Origin of the sequence: Thorsellia anophelis DSM 18579 (assembly GCF_900111395.1) — a bacterium.
Classification (GTDB): domain Bacteria; phylum Pseudomonadota; class Gammaproteobacteria; order Enterobacterales; family Thorselliaceae; genus Thorsellia; species Thorsellia anophelis.
The window spans coordinates 98,326-122,186 of the sequence record NZ_FOHV01000001.1; the positions used below are offsets into that span (position 1 = coordinate 98,326).

The following is a 23,861-nucleotide window of genomic DNA, read 5'->3' on the forward strand; positions in this document are numbered from 1 at the left end:
TAAAACAAATTTGAACCTTGCTCCACCTAATTCGGATATCGAATCTACCAGATGTTGGTATTTTATTGGTTTAAAGCAGGTTTGTTAAATTTAATTGCAGCAGTGTTAATTTTCGCTGCCATTTTTATCATTTTCGCCAAAGTAGCGACGTGTTGCCTCAATATCAGATTGAATTTGTGATTTTAACGCCTCTAAACCATCAAATTTTTGTTCTGATCTAATCTTATGCTTGAGTACAACAGTGATATGTTTACCGTAGAGATTAAAGGACTCATCAAAAATAAAGACCTCAAGTAGATGTTTTTTGCCAGCTACAGTTGGTCTAAATCCAATATTTGCGATACCATACAAAGTGGATTTTCCTGATAAATGCTCTATATCAGATCCAGTAATATGAACAGCATAGACGCCATTTACAGCAGATTTAATGCGATTCATTGAGATATTTGCTGTTGGAAACCCTAATTGCGCACCAATTTTATCTCCATGTATTACGCGACCAGAAATCGAGTAAGGTCTACCTAATAAAGAGCTTGCATGATCAAGATCATCTAGCATTAATGCTTTGCGTATTGAGGTGCTGCTAATTCGCTCTTCATTTAAGGTAATCGTATTAAGTGCTTCAACTACAAAATGCTGCTTATCAGCATAATGAGTCAAAAAAGCCATATCTCCTTGTCTATTTGCCCCAAATTTGAAATCATCACCGATGAGTAAAAATTTGACATTAAGTACATTTATTAAAAGATCCTCAACAAATTCCTGTGCTGTTAGCTTGGCAATATGATGATTGAAAGGAACACAAAATACATAGTCTATTTTAAATGATTTGAGAGCGGTTATTTTATCACGAAAATGAGTTAATCTTGCAGGAGCCTTATCTGGTGAAAAATACTCTAAGGGTTGGGGTTCAAAAATCATAACAACCGAAGGTAAATCACCGGCTTTTTGTTTAAGTCTATCAACCAGAGCTTTATGGCCAAGATGGACGCCATCAAAATTACCAATTGTTAACGCACACCCATTTTTAAGGGCGCTTAATTGTGGTGATTGTGCTAAAGACAAACAGTTATTAAAGCCTCGAATTAATTGCATCATTCAGGTGTTGTGATCCGGTTGTTAAAGGTCATTATATCGATATTAATCTATTTAACCGCTATTGTAGGCGGTTGTACTTTTTTTGTAGAGTGGAATTTGCAATTTTTCTCAAATTGTTCTATTAAAATGAGAGTTATTTATCAAAATCACTGTTCTCTGAGTTTTGCCATCATTTATTGCTGTTGTGTTATGCCATATTTGCATTTTTTTGCAAAAAATAACTCAATAAAGACATTATGAGGTATTTTTAAAAGATAAATACTAAAAATAGCAATAAATTTTGTTATGATAGCCATCACGGAACTCGCAGAGTTGTCATGCGATAATCAGGTTGCTTATTTGAGTACTTCAGGTGAAATATTAATTTTAACTAGCAACCTACTCTTTTTTATCACAATGCAATTTAGAATGCACCTATTATTTTGAGTCATTTTCAAGATTGTATGTAATTATAATCATTACACTATGAAATACATTATTAAGTTGTTTCCTGAAATCGTTATGAAAAGCGATTCAGTTAGAAAAAGGTTTAGTAAAATCCTAACTAGTAATATTCGCAATGTTTTAGGTACGCTTGCGAACAATATTGCGGTTGTAAGAAGTTGGGATCATATTGAAATTAGAACAAAAAATCATGCGCCAATCTTGTCTTCAGTTGATGAACAATCTGTTCTTGAACAGTTACAACGTATTCCTGGTATACATCATATTCTTCAAGTAGAGGAGTATACCTATACAGATTTACATAATATTTTTGAGATTGCTTTATCAGTTTATCAATCCCAGCTAGAAGGGAAAAGTTTCTGTGTAAGAGTAAAGCGTAAAGGAGAACATAATTTTAGTTCAAGTGAAGCTGAAAGGTATATAGGCGGAGGGTTAAATCAATCTGTTGAAACAGCAAGAGTTAAATTGAAACACCCTGATGTGACAGTACAGCTTGAAATCGAAAATGATATTTTAAGATTAGTGAAAGCGAGATTTGAAGGGTTAGGCGGTTTTCCTATTGGAACTCAAGATGAAGTCCTTTCTCTTATTTCAGGAGGGTTTGATTCGAGTGTTGCTAGTTATAAGTTAATCAGACGTGGCTGTAAAGTTCATTATTGTTTTTTTAACTTAGGTGGCGCTGCTCATGAAATAGGTGTCAAGCAAACTGCTTATTATCTTTGGTCTCAATTTGCTTCATCTCACCGAGTTCGGTTTATTTCTGTAGATTTTTCTGAGGTCGTTGAAGAAATTTTGACTAAAATTGATAATGGCTTGATGGGTGTGGTACTTAAACGAATGATGGTTAGGGCTGCATCTCAATTGACTGAGCGTTATGATGTAAGCGCTTTAATAACAGGAGAGGCAATAGGACAAGTTTCAAGTCAAACGTTAAAAAATTTAAGGGTCATCGATAATGCAACAGATACTTTGGTTATAAGGCCATTAATTGCTGAAGATAAAGAAACCATTATTGCACTGGCAAGACAAATAGGTACAGAAGACTTGGCCAAAACAATGCCGGAGTATTGCGGGGTTATTTCTAATAGTCCCACAGTGTGCGCTGACAAGTCACATGTAGAGTTGGAAGAAGCAAAATTTGATTTTAACCTATTAGATGCGGCAGTTAAACATTCTGTAAACGTTGATATCAGAACTTTAGCGTCAGAAGCAGAAAAAGAAGTTGTCCATGTCGAAGGTACTATAACCTTTGCTGAAAATGATATCCTTCTAGATATCAGAGCACCAGAGGAGAGAGAACAAAAACCTTTGAATCTTGAGGGTATTGAAATCAAACTCATGCCTTTTTATACGCTAAATCGAGAATTTAAAACGTTGGATCAATCAAAAACATATTTGCTTTATTGTCAAAAAGGCGTGATGAGTCGCTTGCAAGCTTTATATTTACATGAATTAGGTTTTCAAAATGTCAAAGTTTATTTTGGGGAAAAATCATGAATAAAGGATTAAATAGATTAAATGAACTTGTATTGCATGATAAGGTATGGATTGAATCATTAACCGTGCTTGCCTCTATTGGCGTTTATGATTGGGAGCAAACCATTAAGCAGAGATTAGAACTAGATATTGTTATGTATTGGGATAATCGCCAAGCAGCTCTATCTGATGATGTTTCTGACTGTTTGAATTACGCGGCTATCAGTGAAGCTGTGACTCACTATATTTCCGCAGGTAAATTTGCTTTGATAGAAAGAGTGGCTGAAGAAATTGCTCAATTATTATTAGTCAATTACCACTTGCCAGCAGTAGAAGTAACTGTACGTAAACCGACAGCGGTCGCATCAGCTAATCAAGTTGGTGTTACCATATTAAGATTAAACGATTCATGCAGTTAGGTTCGTCTGAACTTACTGGATGTGATTAGATAATATCCATTTAAATAGTAGATAGATCAATTGAATACAGACACTTTTTTGAAAATGACCAAATTACCTTGGCAGCAATTAATGCCAGAAACTGAAACTTTCGAGCAGTATTTAAGAAAAAGCCCGGAACCAATTACTTCGCTTGTTGACTTACAACCAAGATATACAAATGCACTATCGTTGTTTTTACATGCAAATTCCCCATTTGATATTTTATTGACCCATTGCGATGAATCTTATACTTCATTTCAATTAGTTGAATCATTAGTTAAAGAATTATCAAAAGAGATATCTCTACCACCAGTAACTTTTAAAGGCGATTATGTAAGTCAGGGAAATGTTTACCGTTTTGATAAGACAATTGATGGATTATTTAACGCGACGGAGAATTTAGTATTTGATACATGGATTGAAATGAATTCTTTATTTGGAACGGTTTATCAACATAATGGAATAGTTCATCTTCAGCCTGGCCGCATTCATCAAGTTAATGGCGGCATATTAATGTTGAGTGCAAACGCTATTTTATCTCAGCCTCTGATGTGGTTTAGATTACTTAAAATTATTGAGACAGGTCAATATGAGTGGCTAAGTAATGATGATAATAGATCTCTTCCTGTCTGTATTCACCCGATGCCAATGAAAATAAAACTTATTATAGTCGGTGATAGAGATAATCTTGCAGAATTAGAAGAAATGGTACCTGATTTGCACCAAATTTCAATTTATGGTGAGATAGAGCACTCGCTCACTCTTATAGACGAAACGACTTTTGTACAATGGCAGAGTTATTTAGTTGATATTGCCTATAAATTCTCAGGCATGACGATTGCAGATGACGCTTGGCCAGTTTTAATCCGCCATGCTGCAAGGTATAACGAAGATAAGTTAAACTTACCCTTAAGTCCCTTATTTTGGCAAGGATATTTTAAAGAGGTCAGCTTGTTTTCAGATGATAATATCTGTAATCAAATTGCCTTAGATACGCGAGCTGAGGCAAAATTATACCGAGAGAGTTACTTGCTAGAACGTATTTATGATGAGTTTGAATTAGACCAAATATTGATAGACACTGAAAATCATGTTGTTGGCCAGATCAATGGTCTTGCAGTTTTAAGCTACCCAGGCCATCCTAGAGCAATAGGTGAACCATCACGTATTACTTGTATCGTGCATTTAGGGGATGGTGAAGTAAATGATATAGAAAGAAAAGTTGAATTAGCTGGCAATATTCACGCAAAAGGGCTACTGATTATGCAGGCTTTTTTATTATCTGAATTGAATTTAAATCAGCAATTCCCACTTTCAGCTTCTATTGTTTTTGAGCAATCTTACTCCGAAGTTGATGGAGATAGCGCTTCATTAGCTGAGTTATGTGCGTTAATTAGTGCCATTTCAGAAGTGCCTATTAATCAGCAACTCGCTATCACAGGCTCAGTCGACCAATTTGGAAACGTACAACCAATAGGTGGAGTGAATGAAAAAATAGAAGGCTTTTTTACTGTGTGTGAACGCCGAGGATTAACTGGCTCGCAAGGCGTCATTATCCCTGCTTCAAACCAAAGGCATTTATCGTTAAATGATGAAGTAATTAATGCTGTTAAAGAAGGTCAATTTCATATCTGGACTGTTGAGCATGCTAGTGAAGCAATTGAATTATTGACCTCAGTTAAGTATAGGGAAGAATCATCAGAAATAGATCTCATTACGCTCATGCAAAAACGCATCTTGCAAAGTATTGATACGGTAGACGAAACCCCGTGGTATAAAAGATTATTAAGATTGAGTTAAAAATAGAGTTTCAAAGTAAAAAAGTAACATTCGAGAGGAGTAATGCCTCTAATAACGTTTAGTTTATTAAAATAATAAGGAAATGATCCAATGACAGAGCAACAGCCTATCAGACAAAGTTCGTATAATAAAAAAGAGTTAGAAGCATCAGGACGTGGAGAGCTATTTGGTAAAAATGGTCCCCCCTTACCATCAGGTAATATGCTAATGATTGATAGAGTAATTAGTATGAGTGAATCTGGTGGTAAATTTGATAAAGGTTTTATTGAAGCAGAATTAGATATTGACCCTAAATTATGGTTCTTTGAATGTCATTTTACCAATGACCCTGTCATGCCAGGTTGCTTAGGCCTAGATGCTATGTGGCAATTAGTTGGGTTTTACTTAGGGTGGCTAGGTGGAGAAGGTAAAGGTCGTGCTTTAGGGGTGGGTGAAGTTAAATTTACAGGTCAAGTGCTTCCAACCTCTAAAAAGGTAACGTATAAAATTCATTTTAAAAGAGTCATTAACCGCAGGTTAATCATGGGAATTGCTGACGGTGAAGTATTTGTTGATGGTAAGCTTATTTATGAAGCAACTGATCTAAAAGTTGGGTTATTTAAAGATACTGAAAATTTTTAAATGCTATGTTAGCAGGTAAATAGTTATAGAATTATTTTTAATAAAAACTTAGCCTAATTTTTACTGGTTAAGTTGCCGTTATCCCCTAGCTTCAATGAGTAAACTGACATTCCTGTTTTTTTATTAAGGAGACCTGTCAGTTTTAATCTACTATTAAGGAGTTGATAAATGTCGCGTTTAAGAAGAACTAAAATTGTTACCACTTTAGGGCCTGCAACAGATAAACCAGGTATCTTAGAAGGTATTATCAAGTCGGGAGCGAATGTTGTAAGGTTAAATTTTTCGCATGGTAAAAGTGAAGACCATATTTTAAGAGCTAATCAAGTTCGTTCATTAGCTAAAAAATTAGGGGTGCATGTTGGTATCCTTGGTGATTTACAAGGTCCTAAGATTAGAGTTTCAACATTCAAAGACTCGAAGGTTTTTTTAGAAAAAGGTAAAAACTTTTTACTTGACGCAGCATTACCTAAAGGCGCAGGGGATGACAAACAAGTTGGGGTAGATTATGAAGATTTACCTAAAGATGTCGTGAAAGATGATATTTTATTATTAGATGATGGGCGTGTTCAGCTTAAGGTGTTAAAAGTTGAAGGCTCTAAGGTTTATACTGAGGTGACTGTTGGCGGGTTTTTATCTAATAATAAGGGCATTAACAAGCTTGGTGGCGGATTATCGGCAGCCGCTCTAACAGATAAAGATAAAGAAGACATTTTAACCGCAGCTAAGATTGGGGTTGAATTTCTAGCGGTTTCTTTTCCAAGAAATGGTGAAGATCTGCATTATGCTCGTCGTTTGGCAAAAGAAGCTGGGCTTGATACCAAAATAGTCGCGAAAGTTGAGCGTGCTGAGACAGTTGCGACTGTTGAAGCTATGGACGATATCATTCATGCGGCTGACGTAATTATGGTTGCCAGAGGCGATCTTGGCGTTGAGATTGGTGATGCATCTCTTGTTGGTATACAAAAAGAGTTGATTCGCCGCGCCCGAGTGTTGAATAAAATTGTGATTACTGCAACTCAGATGATGGAATCGATGATAAGTAGCCCGATGCCGACCCGTGCAGAGGTTATGGATGTAGCTAATGCAGTGCTTGATGGTTCAGATGCTGTAATGCTTTCAGGTGAAACTGCGGCAGGTGATTACCCGATTGAAACTGTCACTTCGATGGCAAATGTCTGTTTAGGCGCAGAAAAAGTGCCTAGTATTAATATTTCAAAGCATCGTTTAGATATGACATTTGATTCAATCGAAGAAATGTTAGCGATGTCTGCTATGTATGCTGCTAACCATTTAAATCAACTTACAGCAATTGTTGCTTTAACCGAATCAGGAAGTACAGCACGTTATATGTCACGAATCAGTTCAGGCTTACCTATTTTTGCAGTTTCTCGACACGAAAAAACGCTTAACTGCTGTGCATTATATCGGGGGGTTCAGCCAATTTTATTTGATGATCCTAACAAAGGCTTAGGGGTAGAGGCGACTAAAGCAGTTATTAATCATTTATTGAGTTTGAATGTGATAAAACTAGGTGATAGATTATTATTTACTCAAGGCGATCAGGTGGGTCAAATTGGTAGTACAAATACGCTTAGAATCATTCAAGTTTAACAGTTAATTTTGACTAAATTTGCAGTCATCGCACTGCTATTGATGTTTTTTAGTAAAATGAGATTTTTATTGATGTCTGCTGATTATCTCTATTTTTCAGCAGACAATTATCGTTTACAATAGTCTATATTAGTGGTACTTTTATATGTCAACACTGACAACTTCAACTATAACAGGTAAAAAATATAGTTTTTACCGATTATTAAATATACCTGTTAACTGGTTTGTTAAAAGCAAAGCCATTCCACAAAATCCTATTAGCGAACTATCTATTGATTTATCTAAACCAATATTATATGTCTTACCCTACCATTCTAAAACAGACTTATTAGCACTAAGGCAGCGCGCTAAATTTTTAGGATTACCCGATCCACTTGAAAACAACCAAATAGAGGATCAGATACTTCCTAGGTTTGTATTTATTACAAATGGACTCAATCTCATTCCAACTGATAGCAAAAACCAATCAGCTAAAATTTTTCATGCTTACCTCTCATTACATAATGAATTTAGCGAATTAGATGTGCAGATGTTGCCCGTATCTGTATTATTTGGTCGTTCTCCTGGTCGAGAAGGCGCGAAACCTACACCAACACTTAGGAAATTAAATGGATTTCAAAAGTTTTTTGCAACTATTTGGCTAGGAAGAGACAGTTTCGTTAGATTCTCAAAAACTGTTTCTTTACGCAATATGGCCGATGAGCATGGAACAGATGAAGTAATTGCTGAAAAATTAGCAAGAGTCGCAAGAATGCATTTTGCTAGGCAAAAAATGGCAACAGTTGGGCCAAGACTACCTTTAAGAAAAGCCATGTTTGATAAATTGCTTGCCTCAAAAGCAATTGAAAAAGCGATTGAAGATGAAGCTAAACAGAAAAAAATCAGTATAGAAAAAGCAAGAAAATCTGCTCATGATATGTTAGAGGAAATTGCAGCTGATTTTTCCTATGAAATGGCAAGAATAACAGATAGGGTATTGAGATGGACTTGGAATAGATTATATCAAGGTATCAATGTTCATAATGCAGAAAGGATAAGACAATTAGCACATGAAGGTCATAGTATTGTGTATGCTCCAAGCCATAGAAGTCATATGGATTACCTTTTATTGTCGTATGTACTCTATCATCAAGGGCTGATGTTGCCACATATTGCAGCAGGAATTAATCTGAATTTTTGGCCTGCAGGTCCAATTTTTAGGCGATTAGGCGCATTTTTCATCCGTAGAACCTTCAAAGGTAATAAACTCTATTCGACCGTTTTTCGTGAGTATTTAGGTGAATTATTTGCTCGTGGTTATTCTGTTGAGTACTTTATAGAAGGTGGACGATCGCGCACAGGTAGACTTTTAAATCCTAAGACAGGCACGCTTGCAATGACGATACAAGCTATGCTCAGGGGCGGTTCAAGGCCTATCACAATCATTCCAGTTTACATTGGATATGAGCATGTTATGGAAGTGAACACTTATGCTCGAGAATTGAGAGGAGCCACAAAAGTTAAGGAAGGGTTTTGGTCAATGTTAAGTGGTCTTAGAAAGCTGCGTAATTTAGGGCAAGGTTATGTGAATTTTGGAGAACCAATTAGTCTTGTCAATTATTTAAATCAACAAGCACCTGATTGGAGAGATTATATTGATCCGCTTGATGCGCCAAGACCTTCTTGGTTAACTCCAGTATCCACTTCTATAGCTGATAGAATTATGGTGAGTGTGAATAATGCCGCTGCACTTAATGCAATGAATCTTTGTGTGACAGCTTTATTAGCATCAAGGCAAAGGGCACTTGCTCAAGATCAATTAATTGAACAAATTGCAGTTTATATCGATTTTTTCAAACATGTTCCTTATCATAAGGATATGACGATTCCAACAGAATCACCTGCTATTTTGCTCGAGCATGCCATTTCGATGCAAAAATTTGTGATTGAAGAAGACAGCCTGGGTAAAATTATTGTTTTGCCTAGGGAGCAGGCGGTCTTAATGACTTATTATAGAAATAATATTCAACATTTATTTGCACTGCCAAGTTTAGTTGCGAGCATTATTTTGCATCATAAAAATATTGAATTTCAACGGTTATTAGAAAAAATCACCCTGTTATTCCCTTTGCTTAAGGCTGAGTTATTTTTATCTCAACAAGAATCAGAGTTATCCTCGCACATTCAATCAATTTTAAAAGAGTTGAGCCGTCAACGTCTGATAAAACTTAACCCAGATAATAATCACTCTTCTTTGCATCTACCCAGAATTAGGGCATTGCAATTATTTGCAGCCAGTTCTAGAGAAACGCTTCAACGTTTTGCGATTACGATGTCGTTACTCACTAATGATCCTCAAATTAGTCGTAATGAATTAGAGAAAAGTAGCCGTTTAGCTGCGCAAAGACTTTCTATCTTGCATGGCATTAATGCACCGGAATTCTTTGATAAGGAAGTATTCAGTACATTAGTTAATACACTTAGAAAGTTAAACTATATTAATGATTATGGCGATGCAATTGTCCAAAACACTCAAGCTGTCTATGATATTTTAGGTGAACTCATTTCTCCTGAGATTATTGCAACTATAGAAAGTGTCGACGAAGAACCGCCTGAAGAAGAAATTGGTATGGTTGATTTACATTAAGTGGGACGTAATTTTAAATATACCCCGTTTTAGTGTAGTCTAAAGGGGGTATATCCTATATTATAGTTTAGGTCCTGCATTGACTAATGCTTTACCTTCATCAGTGTCGGTAAAGGCATTAAAGTTTTGGATAAAGAGGTTTCCAAGCATTTTAGCATTTTCGCTCCATTTATTAGGATTGTCATAGCTAAGCCTTGGGTCAAGTAGTTTACTCTCTATACCTTCAAGAGATTTTGGTATTTTTAAATTAAAAATTGGTAAAACTTCATCCTCAGATTCATCTAATTCTCCGCTTAAAATAGCATCAATGATTGCTCGTGTGACCTTAAGCGAGATTCTCTTACCTGTACCATCCCATCCCGTATTCACTAAATAAGCCGTTGCATTGGCATTGTTCATCCTATTAACCAATGTTTTTGCATATACTGTTGGATGCAAACTTAAAAATGCTGCGCCAAAACAAGATGAGAATGTTGGCGTTGGTTGGGTAATTCCGCGTTCTGTTCCAGCTAATTTTGCAGTAAAGCCAGATAAAAAATGATATTGAGTTTGTTCAGGTGTTAACTTCGATACAGGAGGAAGGACTCCGAAAGCATCAGCCGTTAAGAATATTACCTTTTTTGCATGACCTGCTCGTGAGCTTGGCTTAACAATATTTTCAATGTGATAAATAGGATAAGATACGCGTGTATTTTCTGTTTTGCTTGCATCATTAAAATCAATTTTACCATTTGAGTCTACAACAACATTTTCTAATAATGCATCTCGCCTAATTGCATTAAAAATATCAGGTTCAGCTTCTTTTGATAATTTAATGGTTTTTGCGTAGCAACCGCCTTCAAAGTTGAAGACGCCGTCATCATCCCATCCGTGCTCATCATCACCGATAAGTAATCGTTTTGAATCTGTTGAAAGCGTAGTTTTTCCTGTACCAGATAGGCCAAAAAATAGTGCGACATCTCCTTTTTCTTTACCAACATTAGCTGAGCAATGCATAGATGCTATCCCTTTTAATGGTAAGAAATAGTTCATCATTGAAAAAAGGCCTTTTTTCATCTCCCCACCATACCAAGTCCCTCCAATCAATTGCATGCGCTCAGTAATGTTAAAAGCAATAAAGTTTTCGGAGTGTAGTTTATGTTTTTGCCAGTCTGTAAAAGTTGTTTTAGCGGCATTTAGAACAGTAAAGCCTGGTGTGAACTCTTCTAATTCCTTATCAGAGGGTCTAATGAACATATTTTTGACAAAATGAGCTTGCCAAGCGACTTCAGTAATGACTCGTACTGAGAGCCTGGTATCTGGATTAGCGCCGCAGAAGCAATCAACAATATAGAGTTTCTTATGGTTAAGTTGCTTAATTACTGCATTTTTCATAGCATGCCAAGTTTCTTGTTTGATGGGCTTATTATCATTTTTACCTTGTGTAGACCACCAAAAAGTATCATGTGTCAGCTCATCATCAACAATGTATTTATCTTTGGGAGATCTACCTGTAAAGATACCCGTATCAACGTTGACTGCATCAAGCTCTGTTAACACAGCTTTTTCATAGCCTTGAAGATGTGTCGCTGTTTCATCAATGAAGAGTTGTTCGTAACTTGGGTTGTAGGCTATATCTATAGTTTGAGTAATGCCTAATTGAGCTAAAGCAGATTTAATCTTATCCAAAGATTGAGGTGTCATAAAATATCCTTAAATTTTTGTTGTTAAATGAGTGTGAGGTAGATTAAAAAATAAGCGTTAGCAGTGTGTAAGATATTAAACAATTTTACTTTAACATTGATCACGAATTTAACAAAAAAGTATCTTTTTTATGATGATTACATAGCGCAAATTAACAATTAAGTTTATTGAGGTTTTTAATAGGGTAAAGAGTTCATGATATTGGCTTGCAAAATAAAAATTACGAGTTATTATGCTATTGCTTTTATTTGTAAGATGTTGATTTAAATTGAATATATATAGTTAATTTTACATTGTTTTAACTTACCTAAGGAAGGGTTTTATTGTATATGATGATTAAAAATAATTTTATAGGAATTGTCGATGGTCATAACACTGTAATAACACTATTGAGTCCTTTTGCATCAAAAAATCAATGGCAATTTCAAACCTATACAGATATGCAAGCAGTTAAATTATGTTCTTTAAAGAAAACGAGCTTAATTGAAAAACTATCCTGTTTAATCATTCAAGTAGAATCTTCTATTAATTATATTAATGCATTAGAGTGGCTAAAATTAAATCATAGATTAATGCCGGTTATCGTCATAAGTGAAAAAGCCACAGCAGACTTATGCAGACAAGTATTTAAGCTTGGTGCTTTTGAATTTTTAACTACTCATAGCTCACCATCACAATGGGTTGATTCAATTAATGAGGCAATTCTTCACTACGAGCGAAATTGTGACTATTTTGCTTACCAACGCCGCTGGCAAGCGATACTACAAAAATTATCAACACGAGAAAAAGATGTTTTGTGCCATTTAGTACAAGGTAAAACGAATAAGGAAATTGCCAGCCAACTCTTTATTTCTCCAAGAACGATAGAAACCCATAGAGCAAATATTTTTCAAAAATTAGAAGCGCCTAATTTAGCGCAAATTATTAAAACTTATTATTTAGCAGAGGCCTATCACTTATCGTCATCACATCCTTATGTGTGATGTACATTAAACAATAAATGACAAGTAAAGTATATTTTTTCAAAATTTCAAACAATTGAATGTAATCATGCGATCATATTTTTTCATGTATTGAGCTAATTTATTTATTTTTGGTAAAAATATTGCAAAATTTTCCAGAAAAATGATAAATCGTGCGTAAAATACTTTTATTGCCCTGTTAATTGGTTATACTGCAAGTAGTGAATTTATTACTTTAAATACGCAATATATGATAATCAAAAAGGAAAACAAGATGTCAAATGATCCATTTTTTGAAAGAGAGGCTCAAAAATATGAGTCACCTATTCCAAGTAGAGAATATATTTTAGATTTATTAGAAAAACGCAAAAAACCTGCCACGCGTGAAGAACTTGAGATTGCCTTAGAATTAAAAACTGAAGAAGAAATTGAAGGGTTAAGGCGCAGACTGCGCGCTATGGAGAGAGATGGACAATTAATTTTTACTCGCCGCAAATGTTATGCCCTACCAGATAAAATCGATATGGTTCGTGGTACTGTAATAGGCCATAGAGATGGATATGGTTTTTTAAGAGTGGAAGGTTTAAAGTCAGATTATTACCTTTCGAATGAACAAATGCGACTAACCATGCATGGTGATATTGTATTAGCTCAACCAATGGGAGAAGACCGTAAAGGCCGTAAAGAAGTCCGAATTGTTAGGGTATTGACCCCTAGAACAGGACAGATTGTTGGTCGTTATTTCACTGAAGCAGGCATCGGATTTGTCGTGCCAGATGATAGTAGGTTACATTTTGACATTCTTATCCCTGACGGACAAGTTGGGGGTGCAAGAATGGGACATATGGTAGTGGTTGAAATTACACATCGTTCAACACGCAGTTCTAAAGCGATTGGTAAGATTACCGAAGTACTTGGCGAAAAAATGGGTACAAGTATGGCTGTTGATATCGCCCTTAGAACTCATGATATCCCGCATGTTTGGTCAGCTCAAGTTTTAAAAGAACTAGAAGGTATTAAAGAACACGTACCTGAAAAAGCCAAAGCAAATCGAGTGGACTTACGACAATTACCACTGATTACGATAGATGGCGAAGATGCTCGTGATTTTGATGATGCTGTTTTTTGTGAAAAGAAAAAAGGGGGCGGGTGGCGTCTTTGGGTGGCTATCGCAGATGTGAGTTATTATGTCAGACCAGGCACGGCTTTAGATAAAGAAGCGAGGAGTCGTGGTACCTCTGTTTATTTCCCATCACAAGTTGTTCCTATGCTACCAGAAGTACTGTCTAATGGATTATGTTCACTTAATCCACAAGTTGATAGATTGTGTATGGTGGCAGAAATGACTATTTCGGCGCAAGGTAAACTCTCAGGGTATAAATTTTATGAAGCGGTCATGAGTTCACATGCTCGCATGACGTATACAAAAGTTTGGGAGATTTTGCAAGGTGATGAGACTTTACGTCAGCAATACAAAGCAATCATCACTCCTATTGAAGAATTACATAATTTATATAAAACGCTCGATAAGGCTCGTGAAGAACGTGGTGGTATTAGTTTTGAAACGGATGAGCCTAAATTTATTTTTAATGCTGAGAAACGCATTGAGCGTGTTGAAGCTGCTGTTCGTAATGATGCACATAAACTTATTGAAGAGTGTATGATTTTAGCTAATATTGCTGCGGCAAGATTTGTAGGTAAGGCGAAAGAACCTGCTCTTTATCGAGTACATGACACGCCAAGTGATGAGCGTTTAGCGAATGTCAGAAGTGTTTTATCTGAGCTTGGTATTACTATGCAAGGTGGTAATAAACCAACACCTAAAGATTACGCCGATGTGATGGATGCAATCGCAGATAGACCGGATCATGAGATGCTTCAAACTATGCTATTAAGATCAATGAAGCAAGCTGTCTATGATCCAGATAATCGAGGTCACTTTGGATTGGCACTTGAATCATATGCACATTTTACTTCTCCAATTAGACGTTATCCTGACTTATCATTGCACCGCGCTATTAAATATCTTGTTGCTAAAGAAAATGGTAATGCAGATAAAGCCAGCGCGACAGGAGGATATCATGGTACGCTTGATGAATTTTTATTATTAGGTGAGCATTGCTCAATGACCGAAAGGCGTGCTGATGAAGCAACCCGAGAGGTGGCAGACTGGCTTAAATGTGATTTTATGCGTGATCATGTCGGTGAAGTGTTTACGGGCATTATTTCGGCTGTGACGGCATTTGGTTTTTTTGTGCGTTTAAACGACTTATTTATTGATGGACTCGTTCATGTTGCTACATTAGATAATGATTATTATCAGCATGATCCTGTAGGACAAAAATTGGTTGGAGAAAATGCAGGGACAGTTTATCGATTAGGTGATACAGTTGAAGTTAAAGTTGAATCAGTTAATATGGATGAACGTAGGATTGAGTTTACGCTTATTTCCTCGACTAGAAGTAAACGTAATCCTGGTAAGACAGAGAAAGATCGTATTAAAAAAAGCGCTCAAGCAACGGATAGGCGCTCTGCTGGCAAAGCGACAAGCGCTAAAAAATTAGCGGCTGATCCTAATTTTGAACCTAACGAAGTTTTTAAATCAGAGGGTAAAAAAAATAAAGCTGCGTCAAAAAAGACAAACACACCAAAAACAAAAACGAATAAGAAAGCGACTACCAAAAAAGAGAGCTCCAAGCCTTCAGGAAAAAAAGAGGTGAAAAAATCCTCAGGTCGTAAGCAAAAAGATTAGCTTCTTTCTTATACAATGTTTGTTCACATTTCACAGGGCGTTATGATTACGATAACTGCTAGCGTAGCGCCCTGTTCTTATCACATTTTTAAGTTTTGGAATAATTATGAGTGAAATGATTTACGGTATTCACGCAATTGAATCAATTTTAGCGCGTGAGCCTCATCGGATTATTGAAGTGTTTGTCGCTAAAGGTCGAGAAGATAAGCGATTAGATCCTGTGTTAAAAAATCTTGCTAATTTAGGCGTGGTTATTCAAGAAGCAAATAAGCAGACGCTAGATAAAAAATCAGATGGTGCAGTACATCAAGGTATCATTGCTAGAGTCAAAGAAGGAAAGCAATGGAATGAACATGACTTACTTGATTTACTCAAAGGGGTAAATAATCCTCTATTATTGATACTTGATGGTATCACTGATCCTCACAATTTAGGAGCTTGCCTGCGTAGTGCTGATGCAGCAGGTGTGAATGCAGTTATTGTCCCAAAAGATAGATCTGCACCTCTTAATGCAATTGCTAAAAAAGTTGCTTGCGGTGCGGGTGAAACCATTCCCTTAGTTAGAGTAACTAACTTGGCTCGTACCCTTAGAATGTTACAAGAAGAACAGATTTGGATTGTTGGTACGGCGGGAGAGGTTGAGAAAACGATTTATCAAGCTAAGCTAACTGGCCCAATTGCTATTGTCATGGGAGCAGAAGGTGATGGTATGAGACGCTTAACTAGAGAGCATTGTGATGAATTATTAACTATCCCTATGGCAGGAACGGTTTCTTCTCTTAATGTTTCTGTTGCAACGGGTATCTGTTTATTTGAAGCATTAAGACAACGTTTAGGTTAACTAGAATTATGAAAAAAAAGCTTATCGTTGGTATGTCAGGGGCAAGCGGTGCGATTTATGGTATTCGTTTGCTAGAGGTGCTAAAGAAATGCGATTTTGTCGAAACTCACTTAATATTAAGCAATGCCGCTAGGCAGACAATCGCACTTGAAACCGATTATACAGCCAAATCCGTACAAGAATTAGCTCATACCCAATATGATGTGCGTGATATTGCAGCAAGCATATCATCGGGTTCATTTAAAACAGATGGAATGGTGATTTTGCCTTGTTCTATTAAAACCCTTTCAGGGATTGTTCATAGCTACAGCGATAATTTATTAACAAGGGCAGCGGATGTGATTTTAAAAGAGCGCCGTAGGTTAGTATTGTGTGTACGAGAAACGCCTTTGCATGCCGGTCATTTGAGTTTATTATCTAGCGCCGCTCAGCTTGGTGCAATTATTATGCCTCCTATGCCAGCTTTTTATCACAGGCCAGTGACATTAGATGAGGTGATTCTACAAACGGTTAATAGAATTCTCGATCAATTAGATATTGAATTGCCCACCGATTTATTTAAGCGTTGGCAGGGCGCTTAGTTTAAACCCGTCGTAAAACTCTTTCATTAACTTCTTGTTTGATTGGGTTTTAGTACTTAGTCTAATTTAAATTGACCAATAAGTTGGTTAGGGGAGACCGATTCAGGTGTATCCTTAATGACTTGCGTTTGTGTGTGTAGGCATTCAACACATTCAACAATTTCCGTTTCGTAGATCAATCGATGATTAATATCAAATTCTTGATGCTGCCAAAGTCTTAATGTGTCTAATGCCTTACAATTAGGGCAAGCAGCCCCTGCAATAAAGCGTTTTTTAGATTCAATAATATTCATTTACCCTAAACACCATAAGTTGAGTGATAAGCTTCGATAGCATCGAGGTATGTTGACATTTCTTTATTTTGTTTGAGATATTCTATTACGTCTAATAATGTAATGATCGATATCACTCGGCATTGATAATCCCGCTCTACTTCTTCTATAGCTGAAAGTGAAGATTTTCCTCGTTCTTGTCTATTAAGGGATATGAGGACACCAGAAAGAGTGGCATTAGCTTGGTTAATAATTTCCATCGATTCACGTATTGCAGTTCCAGCAGTTATCACATCGTCTACTAGCATCACCTTACCTGAAAGTTGACTTCCGACTAGCAAACCACCTTCCCCATGATCTTTTGCTTCTTTTCTATTAAAGCAATAAGGAATATCTTTTTGATAATCATTGTATAATGATATGGCTGTTGCACTTGCAATAGGAATACCTTTATAAGCAGGACCAAATAGTAAATCATATTCTATACCTGAATCTTCAAGTGCTGCTGCATAAAACCTACCAAGCTGGGCTAAATCAGCTCCGGAATTGAATAGTCCAGCATTGAAAAAATACGGGCTAACTCTACCAGATTTTAGCTTAAATGATCCAAACTTTAAAACTTGTTTATTTAGTGCAAATTCAATAAATTTAACTTTGTAATCTTTCATCTTACTAACGCAATTGGCATTTTAATTAGGCTAAGAAATTGATTTCTCCCCTCAGTGCAGCCTCTTACTCTCCTGTTTGTATTCATATTAAAATAGGTGTTTTATTGATGTAATCAAATAGATTTTTAGCCATTAGGCGTATCTTTAGTAATACCTACTCGTTAAATTTTATCCACTTAGTCGCTATCAGTAACATGATATTTGAGCATTATATATCATAGCATTTATACATCATTATACACTTCTTTAATTTAAAATAAATTTGTGCAAATAAGTTAATAATATTTTTTTCAAAATTAATTTCAGCGTAACTGTTTGTGTATATTGACTTTTAAGTATAGTTGTTTGAGATATACTTATTGCGTGAAACAGCTATATTTGAGTAATTTACTATAGTGATTATTATCATTTAACTATTTTCATTTGATAAGGAAATTTTATGAAAAAAATAATATTGATATTATTTATCGTGGTTGTTAATTTAACTGGATGTGAAAGCGTGACGCATTTAGATACTGTTGGAGGGAGTAAGTCAGATGGTACAATCAAATTGGGTTATGAGGCTAATTTATTAAATATTTTAGGTGATGTTAAAATTGATAAAGAAGAGACACTCAATCAAGTGAGAGAAAGATGCAAGAGTTGGGGTTATAGTGATGCTATGCCATTTTCTGGTAAAGAAGAGAAATGTATAGCGCCAGGAACTGATCCTGGAGGGTGCTTTGCGTATAGAATTACCTATACTTACCAGTGCATTAATTAACTTAAAAAGACAAAACTCCATCAGTTTCTGATGGAGTTTTGTATGAATTAAGCACTAAATTGCTTATTTACGGGTCGATTTTTTCTTTGCTTGAATATTATCTGAAATATCAATAACTTCATGTTCAGGCTGCTGCTCGCTAAAAGCTTTACCATGGAAACTATCGAGTAAAATTTGTTTTAACTCAGAGATCAATGGATAACGTGGGTTAGCACCTGTACACTGGTCATCAAATGCATCTTCAGAAAGCTTATCAACTTTTGCTAAGAAATCAGCTTCTTGAATACCTGCTTCTTTGATTGACTTAGGAATATCAAGTTCAGCTTTAATTTCTTCCAGCCAGTTTAAGAGGCGCTCAATTTTTTGGGCGGTTCTGTCACCTGGTTGGGTTAGTTCAAGATGATCTGCAATTTCGGCATAGCGTCGACGTGCTTGCGGACGATCGTATTGGCTAAAAGCGGTTTGTTTGGTTGGATTATCATTAGCGTTATATCTAACAACATTACAGATAAGTAGTGCATTTGATAAGCCATGTGGCAAATGGAATTCAGATCCTAATTTATGAGCCATAGAGTGACACACCCCTAAAAAGGCATTTGCAAAAGCGACCCCTGCTAAAGTGGCTGCATTATGTACGCGCTCACGAGCTATTGGGTTTTTAGCACCTTCTTTATAACTTGCAGGTAAGTACTCTTTGAGTAGTTTCAGAGCTTGTAGAGCTTGTCCATCAGAAAATTCATTTGCTAGAACTGATACATACGCTTCCATGGCATGGGTGATTGCATCGATACCACCGTGAGCACAGAGTGAAGGTGGCATTTGCATGACAAGATTAGGATCGACAATAGCCATGTCTGGTGTGATTGCATAGTCAGCTAATGGATATTTTTGACCGGTCTTATCATCTGTGACAACTGCAAAAGGTGTGACTTCTGAACCTGTGCCAGATGTTGTTGGAATAGCAATGAATTTTGCTTTATCTCCCATTTTCGGAAACTTATGAATACGTTTACGGATATCCATAAAACGTAACGCTAAGTCTTCAAATGCTGTATTTGGATGTTCATACATGACCCACATGATTTTAGCTGCATCCATCGGTGAACCACCGCCTAATGCAATAATGACATCGGGTTTGAAACTATTCATTTGTTCAGCACCTTTGCGTACAATGCCTAACGTTGGATCTGCTTCTACCTCAAAAAATACATCAGTTTCAATGCCATGAGATTTGAATATTTCAACAACTAAATCCGTATAGCCATTATTAAATAAGAATCTATCTGTAACTATAAAGGCACGTTTAGCACCCTCATTTGCGACTTCTTCAAGTGCGATAGGAAGTGAACCACGACGAAAATAAATTGATTTAGGAAGCTTATGCCATAACATATTTTCAGCCCTTTTTGCGACAGTTTTTTTGTTGATGAGATGTTTAGGTCCGACATTTTCAGAAATTGAGTTACCACCCCATGAACCACACCCTAGAGTTAAAGAAGGCGCAAGTTTGAAGTTGTATAAATCGCCAATTCCACCTTGTGATGTTGGTGTATTGATGAGAATACGAGCTGTTTTCATTCTATTGCCAAAAAGATTAATACGCTCTTGTTGATTATCTTGATCCGTGTACAAGCATGACGTATGACCGATGCCACCAAGAATGACTAATTTTTCAGCTATGTCGACTGCATCAGCAAAATCTTTTGCTTTGTAAAATGCAAGTGTTGGTGATAATTTTTCATGAGCAAACGGTTCACCATGATCTGCTTTAGTCACTTCACCAATGAGTATTTTAGTCGTACTTGGCACTTTAATGCCTGCCATTTCTGCGATTTTGATTGCTGATTGACCAACAATTGCAGCATTCAGGTTGCCATCTTTAAGAATTGTATTTTGAACTGCTGTTAATTCTTTACCAGTTAACCAATAACCACCATGAGTTTCAAAACGTTGACGTACCGCATCATAGATTTCCTCTACAACAATGACAGCTTGTTCAGAGGCACAAATAACACCGTTATCAAATGTTTTTGACATCAAAATAGATGCAACCATTCTTTTTATATCAGCTGTTTCATCGACAACCACTGGCGTGTTACCTGCACCTACTCCAATTGCTGGTTTTCCTGAGCTATAAGCTGCCTTAACCATTCCTGGACCACCTGTTGCAAGGATTAGATTAATTTCTGGGTGTTTCATTAACTGTTGAGATAGTTCAGAAGTAGGTTCATCTAACCATGCGATAATATCTTTAGGGGCGCCTGCTGCAACTGCAGCATCTAGCACAATTTTAGCAGCAGTATTTGTTGCATTTTTAGCTCTAGGATGAGGCGAGAAGACAATTCCATTACGGGTTTTTAGACTGATGAGTGCTTTAAAAATTGCTGTAGAAGTTGGATTAGTTGTCGGAACAATACCACAGATAATCCCTGTAGGTTCGGCTATAGTCATTGTGCCAAAAACATCATCAACTTCTAATATACCACAGGTTTTTTCATCTTTATAAGCATTATAAATATACTCGGAAGCAAAGTGATTTTTAATAACTTTGTCTTCAACAATCCCCATGCCAGATTCTTCCACAGCGAGTTTAGCTAGGGGGATTCTCGCATCAGCTGCTGCTAAGGCGGCAGCTCTAAATATTTTATCGACTTGCTCTTGTGAGAAATTAGCATAAATTTGCTGAGCTTTTCTAACTCTATCAAGTAAAAGATCGAGATCTTTTAAATTTTTGACTGTCATAGTCATCTCCTTAGTTTAATGTTAATAAAACTTTTGTGATGCGATCACATTTATAGAGCTAGAATAAGAGATGTGTTTTTTTGATGACATGATATAAATCATATATTGAGTAATTGTTAAACAATAGATACGCACTTATGTTGGATTTTTTAATTTAATTTGATTTTAATCAATTACTTGTGGTTTTTAACTAAATATGTGAAAACACTAGGTTCTCATGTTGATATGAGTTTTTTTGTTGAATAATAGGTTTCACAAATTAAGAATTGCAAAGCTAATTCAGTTTCACCTAAAGCTTTCTAACCCTAAGCTCATGTATTGACAAAATATAGTATTTTAATGACAAAATAATCATGTTTCTATTTAAATAACGTCTATAATGTACTAGGGTGTTTAATTCACAGTTTTATCTTTATGGCCTAGAATCAAAATGTAACTTCAAAAATGAATGAAATCAGTGTGGTATAGATTTTAACGCAGCTAGCATTTCATGAGAAATATAATGAGTAAAATAAGTTAGAGAATATTATGAAACCTATCGAAAAAAAAATAAGTAGTAACGGAAATAAAAGCCGTGGAAAATCAAAAAATAGCAAAAATCGAAAAACAAGAGCTGAACTTAATGAAGAAGCTCGTAAGCTGAAAAAATTAAAAAATAGAAAAGGAAATCCTGCAGGTAGCAGATTCCATGAAGAGAAAAAATCAGCTCAGCAAAAAGGTGGTAAAACGTCAGCTGATCCAAGGCTCGGAAGCAAAGTTAAAGTGGATCTTTCTCAGTATGCCAATTTACAAGAAAGTACTCCCCGTAGTTTAGATGGTATAGATGTGTCTAATCAGTCAAATGAATTAGATGTTAAAACTAAAATAGCATTGAATAAGGAACTAGTAAAGCTAGAATCTTCAGTCAAATTAGAGCGTTATCTTGAGTTGTTGGATGCAGGTGAATCTCTAACTGACAAAGAATTGACATTTGTTGATGAAACATTAGGGCGAATTTCAGAGCTCTATGAGATCTTAGGAATAGAAGTTGATCCGGAAGAAGATACTGAAGAGCAAATTAATCCTAGTGATGATTTACTTGACGCTAAGTTAGATAATGACTTGTTACGTATTCTTAAAAGTTAATTATCTATATTTCTGTCATTATTAAGTTTATTCTTGCGTATTGGCTACAGCATTTTTTTGGTAAAAATGAATGAAATCATTTTTACCAATTACTTTTGAATAGCCGATGTTCCAGCCCATTCGTAATACCAAAGTTTATCCTGATTCTTATATAGGTTTAGCTCAGTATCAGATAATGATGAATTTTTGTGGGATTACAAATTTAGCGTGTTAAAAAATACCTCTACTTTTTATTGTCCTTTTCGGGCAGTGTCTTTTATTTTTAACCACTCATTCCTCGATAGTATTGGAACTTACTCAGATTCCATAGTTAGAAATGGTTATCTAACTGGGTTTAATTATGAAATGCCTTTATTATAAATATTAAGGGTGCCATTTAAGTTGCTAGTTGCATCTATCATGCCGTAAGATGGATTATTCTATTCGCTAGTTTGAGATCTTAATGTTTCAACAATCGTCTTAGTGTACTAGTTCTTCATTGAGTGTTTGCAACGAATTACCGCAGCATGTTATTTATTCATTTCGCCTTATATTCCCGCCTAGTAAGGATGGGGATATAAGGCATAACGACGTAGTCGTTATTTTTGTTGTGTTCTTTGTTGTTCTATATATTGCTTGATAATAGAGCCACCACAATTCCCTGCAAAATAAGAAGGCGACCACAAACAACCTCTTAAATATTCCTTAATACTGTGTTTTGAATCACATATTAATACGTCTATACATTTACGAAAAACGTACTCGCTATTCTCTCGCCTTAATATACAGACTATGTTTTTTTGAGGTAAATGTTCGAGTTGAAATTTTATGATTTATTTTTCAATGGGTTAGAATTATGGTTTTTTAATAAGTCCATTAATAACCGCTTAAGAGTTTCCAGTTTATAAATTTGTTTCCCCCGATATCATATTATAATGAACTGATTAACGTAAATATTTATTCATATTATTTGTTTAAGCAATCATTCTATATTAAGGATAAGGCTCACTTATTTAGACTCCTTAGTAGGTAAAGTAGTAAATTAGAATAGAGACAAGAATTGCTTATAGGAGATGGATTATCACAATAACTTCTGAGCGTCTATTCAATTTTAAGCACTAGGCAGTTGATGATAATCTTTATTTATACAGATTACATATTCCTATTAATAAAAGATATGTAAATTTTTTAATTAGAGAGGTAATTTTAAAAAAATGAATATTACTTTTAATTGTTAGTTGTTTAGATAATTTTTACAGATGATAATTTAAAACTCTTATTTTGTTTTTTATATCTGTGTAAATAATCTTAACGCTATCATTACGTTAAAAATATTCTGTTACAACTAATTGTTTAAAAAATATAAGGGTTAAAATA

17 protein-coding genes and 1 pseudogene are annotated in these 23,861 nt (G+C 35.6%); 12 read left to right on the forward strand and 6 right to left on the reverse strand.

The features are described from left to right. Positions 1-105 precede the first annotated feature (105 nt). Positions 106-1,095 (reverse strand): bifunctional riboflavin kinase/FAD synthetase, encoded by a 990-nt coding sequence (ribF, locus tag BMW37_RS00445; RefSeq protein WP_093316937.1) that lies wholly within the window; start codon positions 1,093-1,095, stop codon positions 106-108. Between the two features lie 468 nt (positions 1,096-1,563). Here ribF and thiI point away from each other — a divergent pair, with 468 nt between their 5' ends. From thiI to plsB, 6 genes are all read left to right on the forward strand, one after another. Then, complete coding sequence (gene thiI, locus BMW37_RS00450) at positions 1,564-3,039, forward strand: tRNA uracil 4-sulfurtransferase ThiI (protein WP_093316561.1); 1,476 nt, start codon at positions 1,564-1,566, stop codon at positions 3,037-3,039. Next, complete coding sequence (gene folB, locus BMW37_RS00455; RefSeq protein ID WP_093316563.1) at positions 3,036-3,437, forward strand: dihydroneopterin aldolase; 402 nt, start codon at positions 3,036-3,038, stop codon at positions 3,435-3,437. The genes thiI and folB overlap by 4 nt, the downstream gene beginning before the upstream one ends. 78 nt (positions 3,438-3,515) lie before the next feature. Further along, positions 3,516-5,258, forward strand: coding sequence for an AAA family ATPase (locus BMW37_RS00460; protein ID WP_177168544.1), 1,743 nt, complete (start codon positions 3,516-3,518; stop codon positions 5,256-5,258). A gap of 90 nt (positions 5,259-5,348) precedes the next feature. Then, on the forward strand, positions 5,349-5,879 hold the full coding sequence (gene fabA / locus BMW37_RS00465) for a bifunctional 3-hydroxydecanoyl-ACP dehydratase/trans-2-decenoyl-ACP isomerase (protein WP_093316567.1): 531 nt from the start codon (positions 5,349-5,351) through the stop codon (positions 5,877-5,879). 168 nt (positions 5,880-6,047) lie between these two features. Next, on the forward strand, positions 6,048-7,490 hold the full coding sequence (gene pyk / locus BMW37_RS00470; RefSeq protein ID WP_093316570.1) for a pyruvate kinase: 1,443 nt from the start codon (positions 6,048-6,050) through the stop codon (positions 7,488-7,490). Between the two features lie 169 nt (positions 7,491-7,659). Continuing rightward, positions 7,660-10,116 (forward strand): glycerol-3-phosphate 1-O-acyltransferase PlsB, encoded by a 2,457-nt coding sequence (gene plsB / locus BMW37_RS00475; protein ID WP_093316940.1) that lies wholly within the window; start codon positions 7,660-7,662, stop codon positions 10,114-10,116. 60 nt (positions 10,117-10,176) lie between these two features. Here the strand turns inward: plsB and pckA are convergent, their stop codons facing one another. Further along, positions 10,177-11,799: a phosphoenolpyruvate carboxykinase (ATP) gene (pckA, locus tag BMW37_RS00480; RefSeq protein ID WP_093316572.1), complete on the reverse strand. Its 1,623-nt coding sequence runs from the start codon at positions 11,797-11,799 to the stop codon at positions 10,177-10,179. A 329-nt stretch (positions 11,800-12,128) separates the two neighbouring features. On the opposite strand from pckA, the gene BMW37_RS00485 reads away from it, so the two are divergent. The 4 genes from BMW37_RS00485 to BMW37_RS00500 all read left to right on the forward strand — a co-directional run bounded on the left by BMW37_RS00485 (position 12,129) and on the right by BMW37_RS00500 (position 16,935). Beyond that, entirely contained in the window at positions 12,129-12,782 is a 654-nt protein-coding gene (locus tag BMW37_RS00485) for a LuxR C-terminal-related transcriptional regulator (protein WP_093316575.1), read from the forward strand. Positions 12,783-13,035: 253 nt separating this feature from the next. Then, complete coding sequence (gene rnr / locus BMW37_RS00490) at positions 13,036-15,513, forward strand: ribonuclease R (RefSeq protein WP_093316577.1); 2,478 nt, start codon at positions 13,036-13,038, stop codon at positions 15,511-15,513. 106 nt (positions 15,514-15,619) lie between these two features. Then, a complete protein-coding gene (gene rlmB, locus BMW37_RS00495) occupies positions 15,620-16,354 on the forward strand; it encodes a 23S rRNA (guanosine(2251)-2'-O)-methyltransferase RlmB (RefSeq protein ID WP_093316580.1) in 735 nt (244 codons plus the stop codon). A gap of 8 nt (positions 16,355-16,362) precedes the next feature. Next, positions 16,363-16,935: a UbiX family flavin prenyltransferase gene (locus BMW37_RS00500; protein WP_093316582.1), complete on the forward strand. Its 573-nt coding sequence runs from the start codon at positions 16,363-16,365 to the stop codon at positions 16,933-16,935. A gap of 56 nt (positions 16,936-16,991) precedes the next feature. On the opposite strand, the gene BMW37_RS00505 is transcribed toward BMW37_RS00500, so the two are convergent. Together BMW37_RS00505 and pyrE are read right to left on the reverse strand one after the other, a co-directional pair. After that, positions 16,992-17,228: a YheV family putative zinc ribbon protein gene (locus BMW37_RS00505; RefSeq protein ID WP_093316585.1), complete on the reverse strand. Its 237-nt coding sequence runs from the start codon at positions 17,226-17,228 to the stop codon at positions 16,992-16,994. Positions 17,229-17,233: 5 nt separating this feature from the next. After that, complete coding sequence (gene pyrE / locus BMW37_RS00510; protein WP_093316588.1) at positions 17,234-17,875, reverse strand: orotate phosphoribosyltransferase; 642 nt, start codon at positions 17,873-17,875, stop codon at positions 17,234-17,236. Between the two features lie 439 nt (positions 17,876-18,314). Here pyrE and yecR point away from each other — a divergent pair, with 439 nt between their 5' ends. Further along, entirely contained in the window at positions 18,315-18,638 is a 324-nt protein-coding gene (gene yecR / locus BMW37_RS00515; RefSeq protein WP_093316591.1) for a YecR family lipoprotein, read from the forward strand. Positions 18,639-18,701: 63 nt separating this feature from the next. Here the strand turns inward: yecR and adhE are convergent, their stop codons facing one another. Continuing rightward, positions 18,702-21,380: a bifunctional acetaldehyde-CoA/alcohol dehydrogenase gene (gene adhE, locus BMW37_RS00520; protein ID WP_093316594.1), complete on the reverse strand. Its 2,679-nt coding sequence runs from the start codon at positions 21,378-21,380 to the stop codon at positions 18,702-18,704. 528 nt (positions 21,381-21,908) lie between these two features. Here adhE and yihI point away from each other — a divergent pair. Then, the gene (gene yihI / locus BMW37_RS00525; RefSeq protein ID WP_093316597.1) at positions 21,909-22,505 is read left to right on the forward strand and encodes a Der GTPase-activating protein YihI; all 597 of its coding nucleotides are present in this window, start codon (positions 21,909-21,911) and stop codon (positions 22,503-22,505) included. Between the two features lie 578 nt (positions 22,506-23,083). Here yihI and BMW37_RS00530 read toward each other — a convergent pair. Beyond that, positions 23,084-23,191 (reverse strand): annotated as a pseudogene (locus tag BMW37_RS00530) (IS200/IS605 family transposase); the annotation flags it as partial. Positions 23,192-23,861 lie beyond the last annotated feature (670 nt).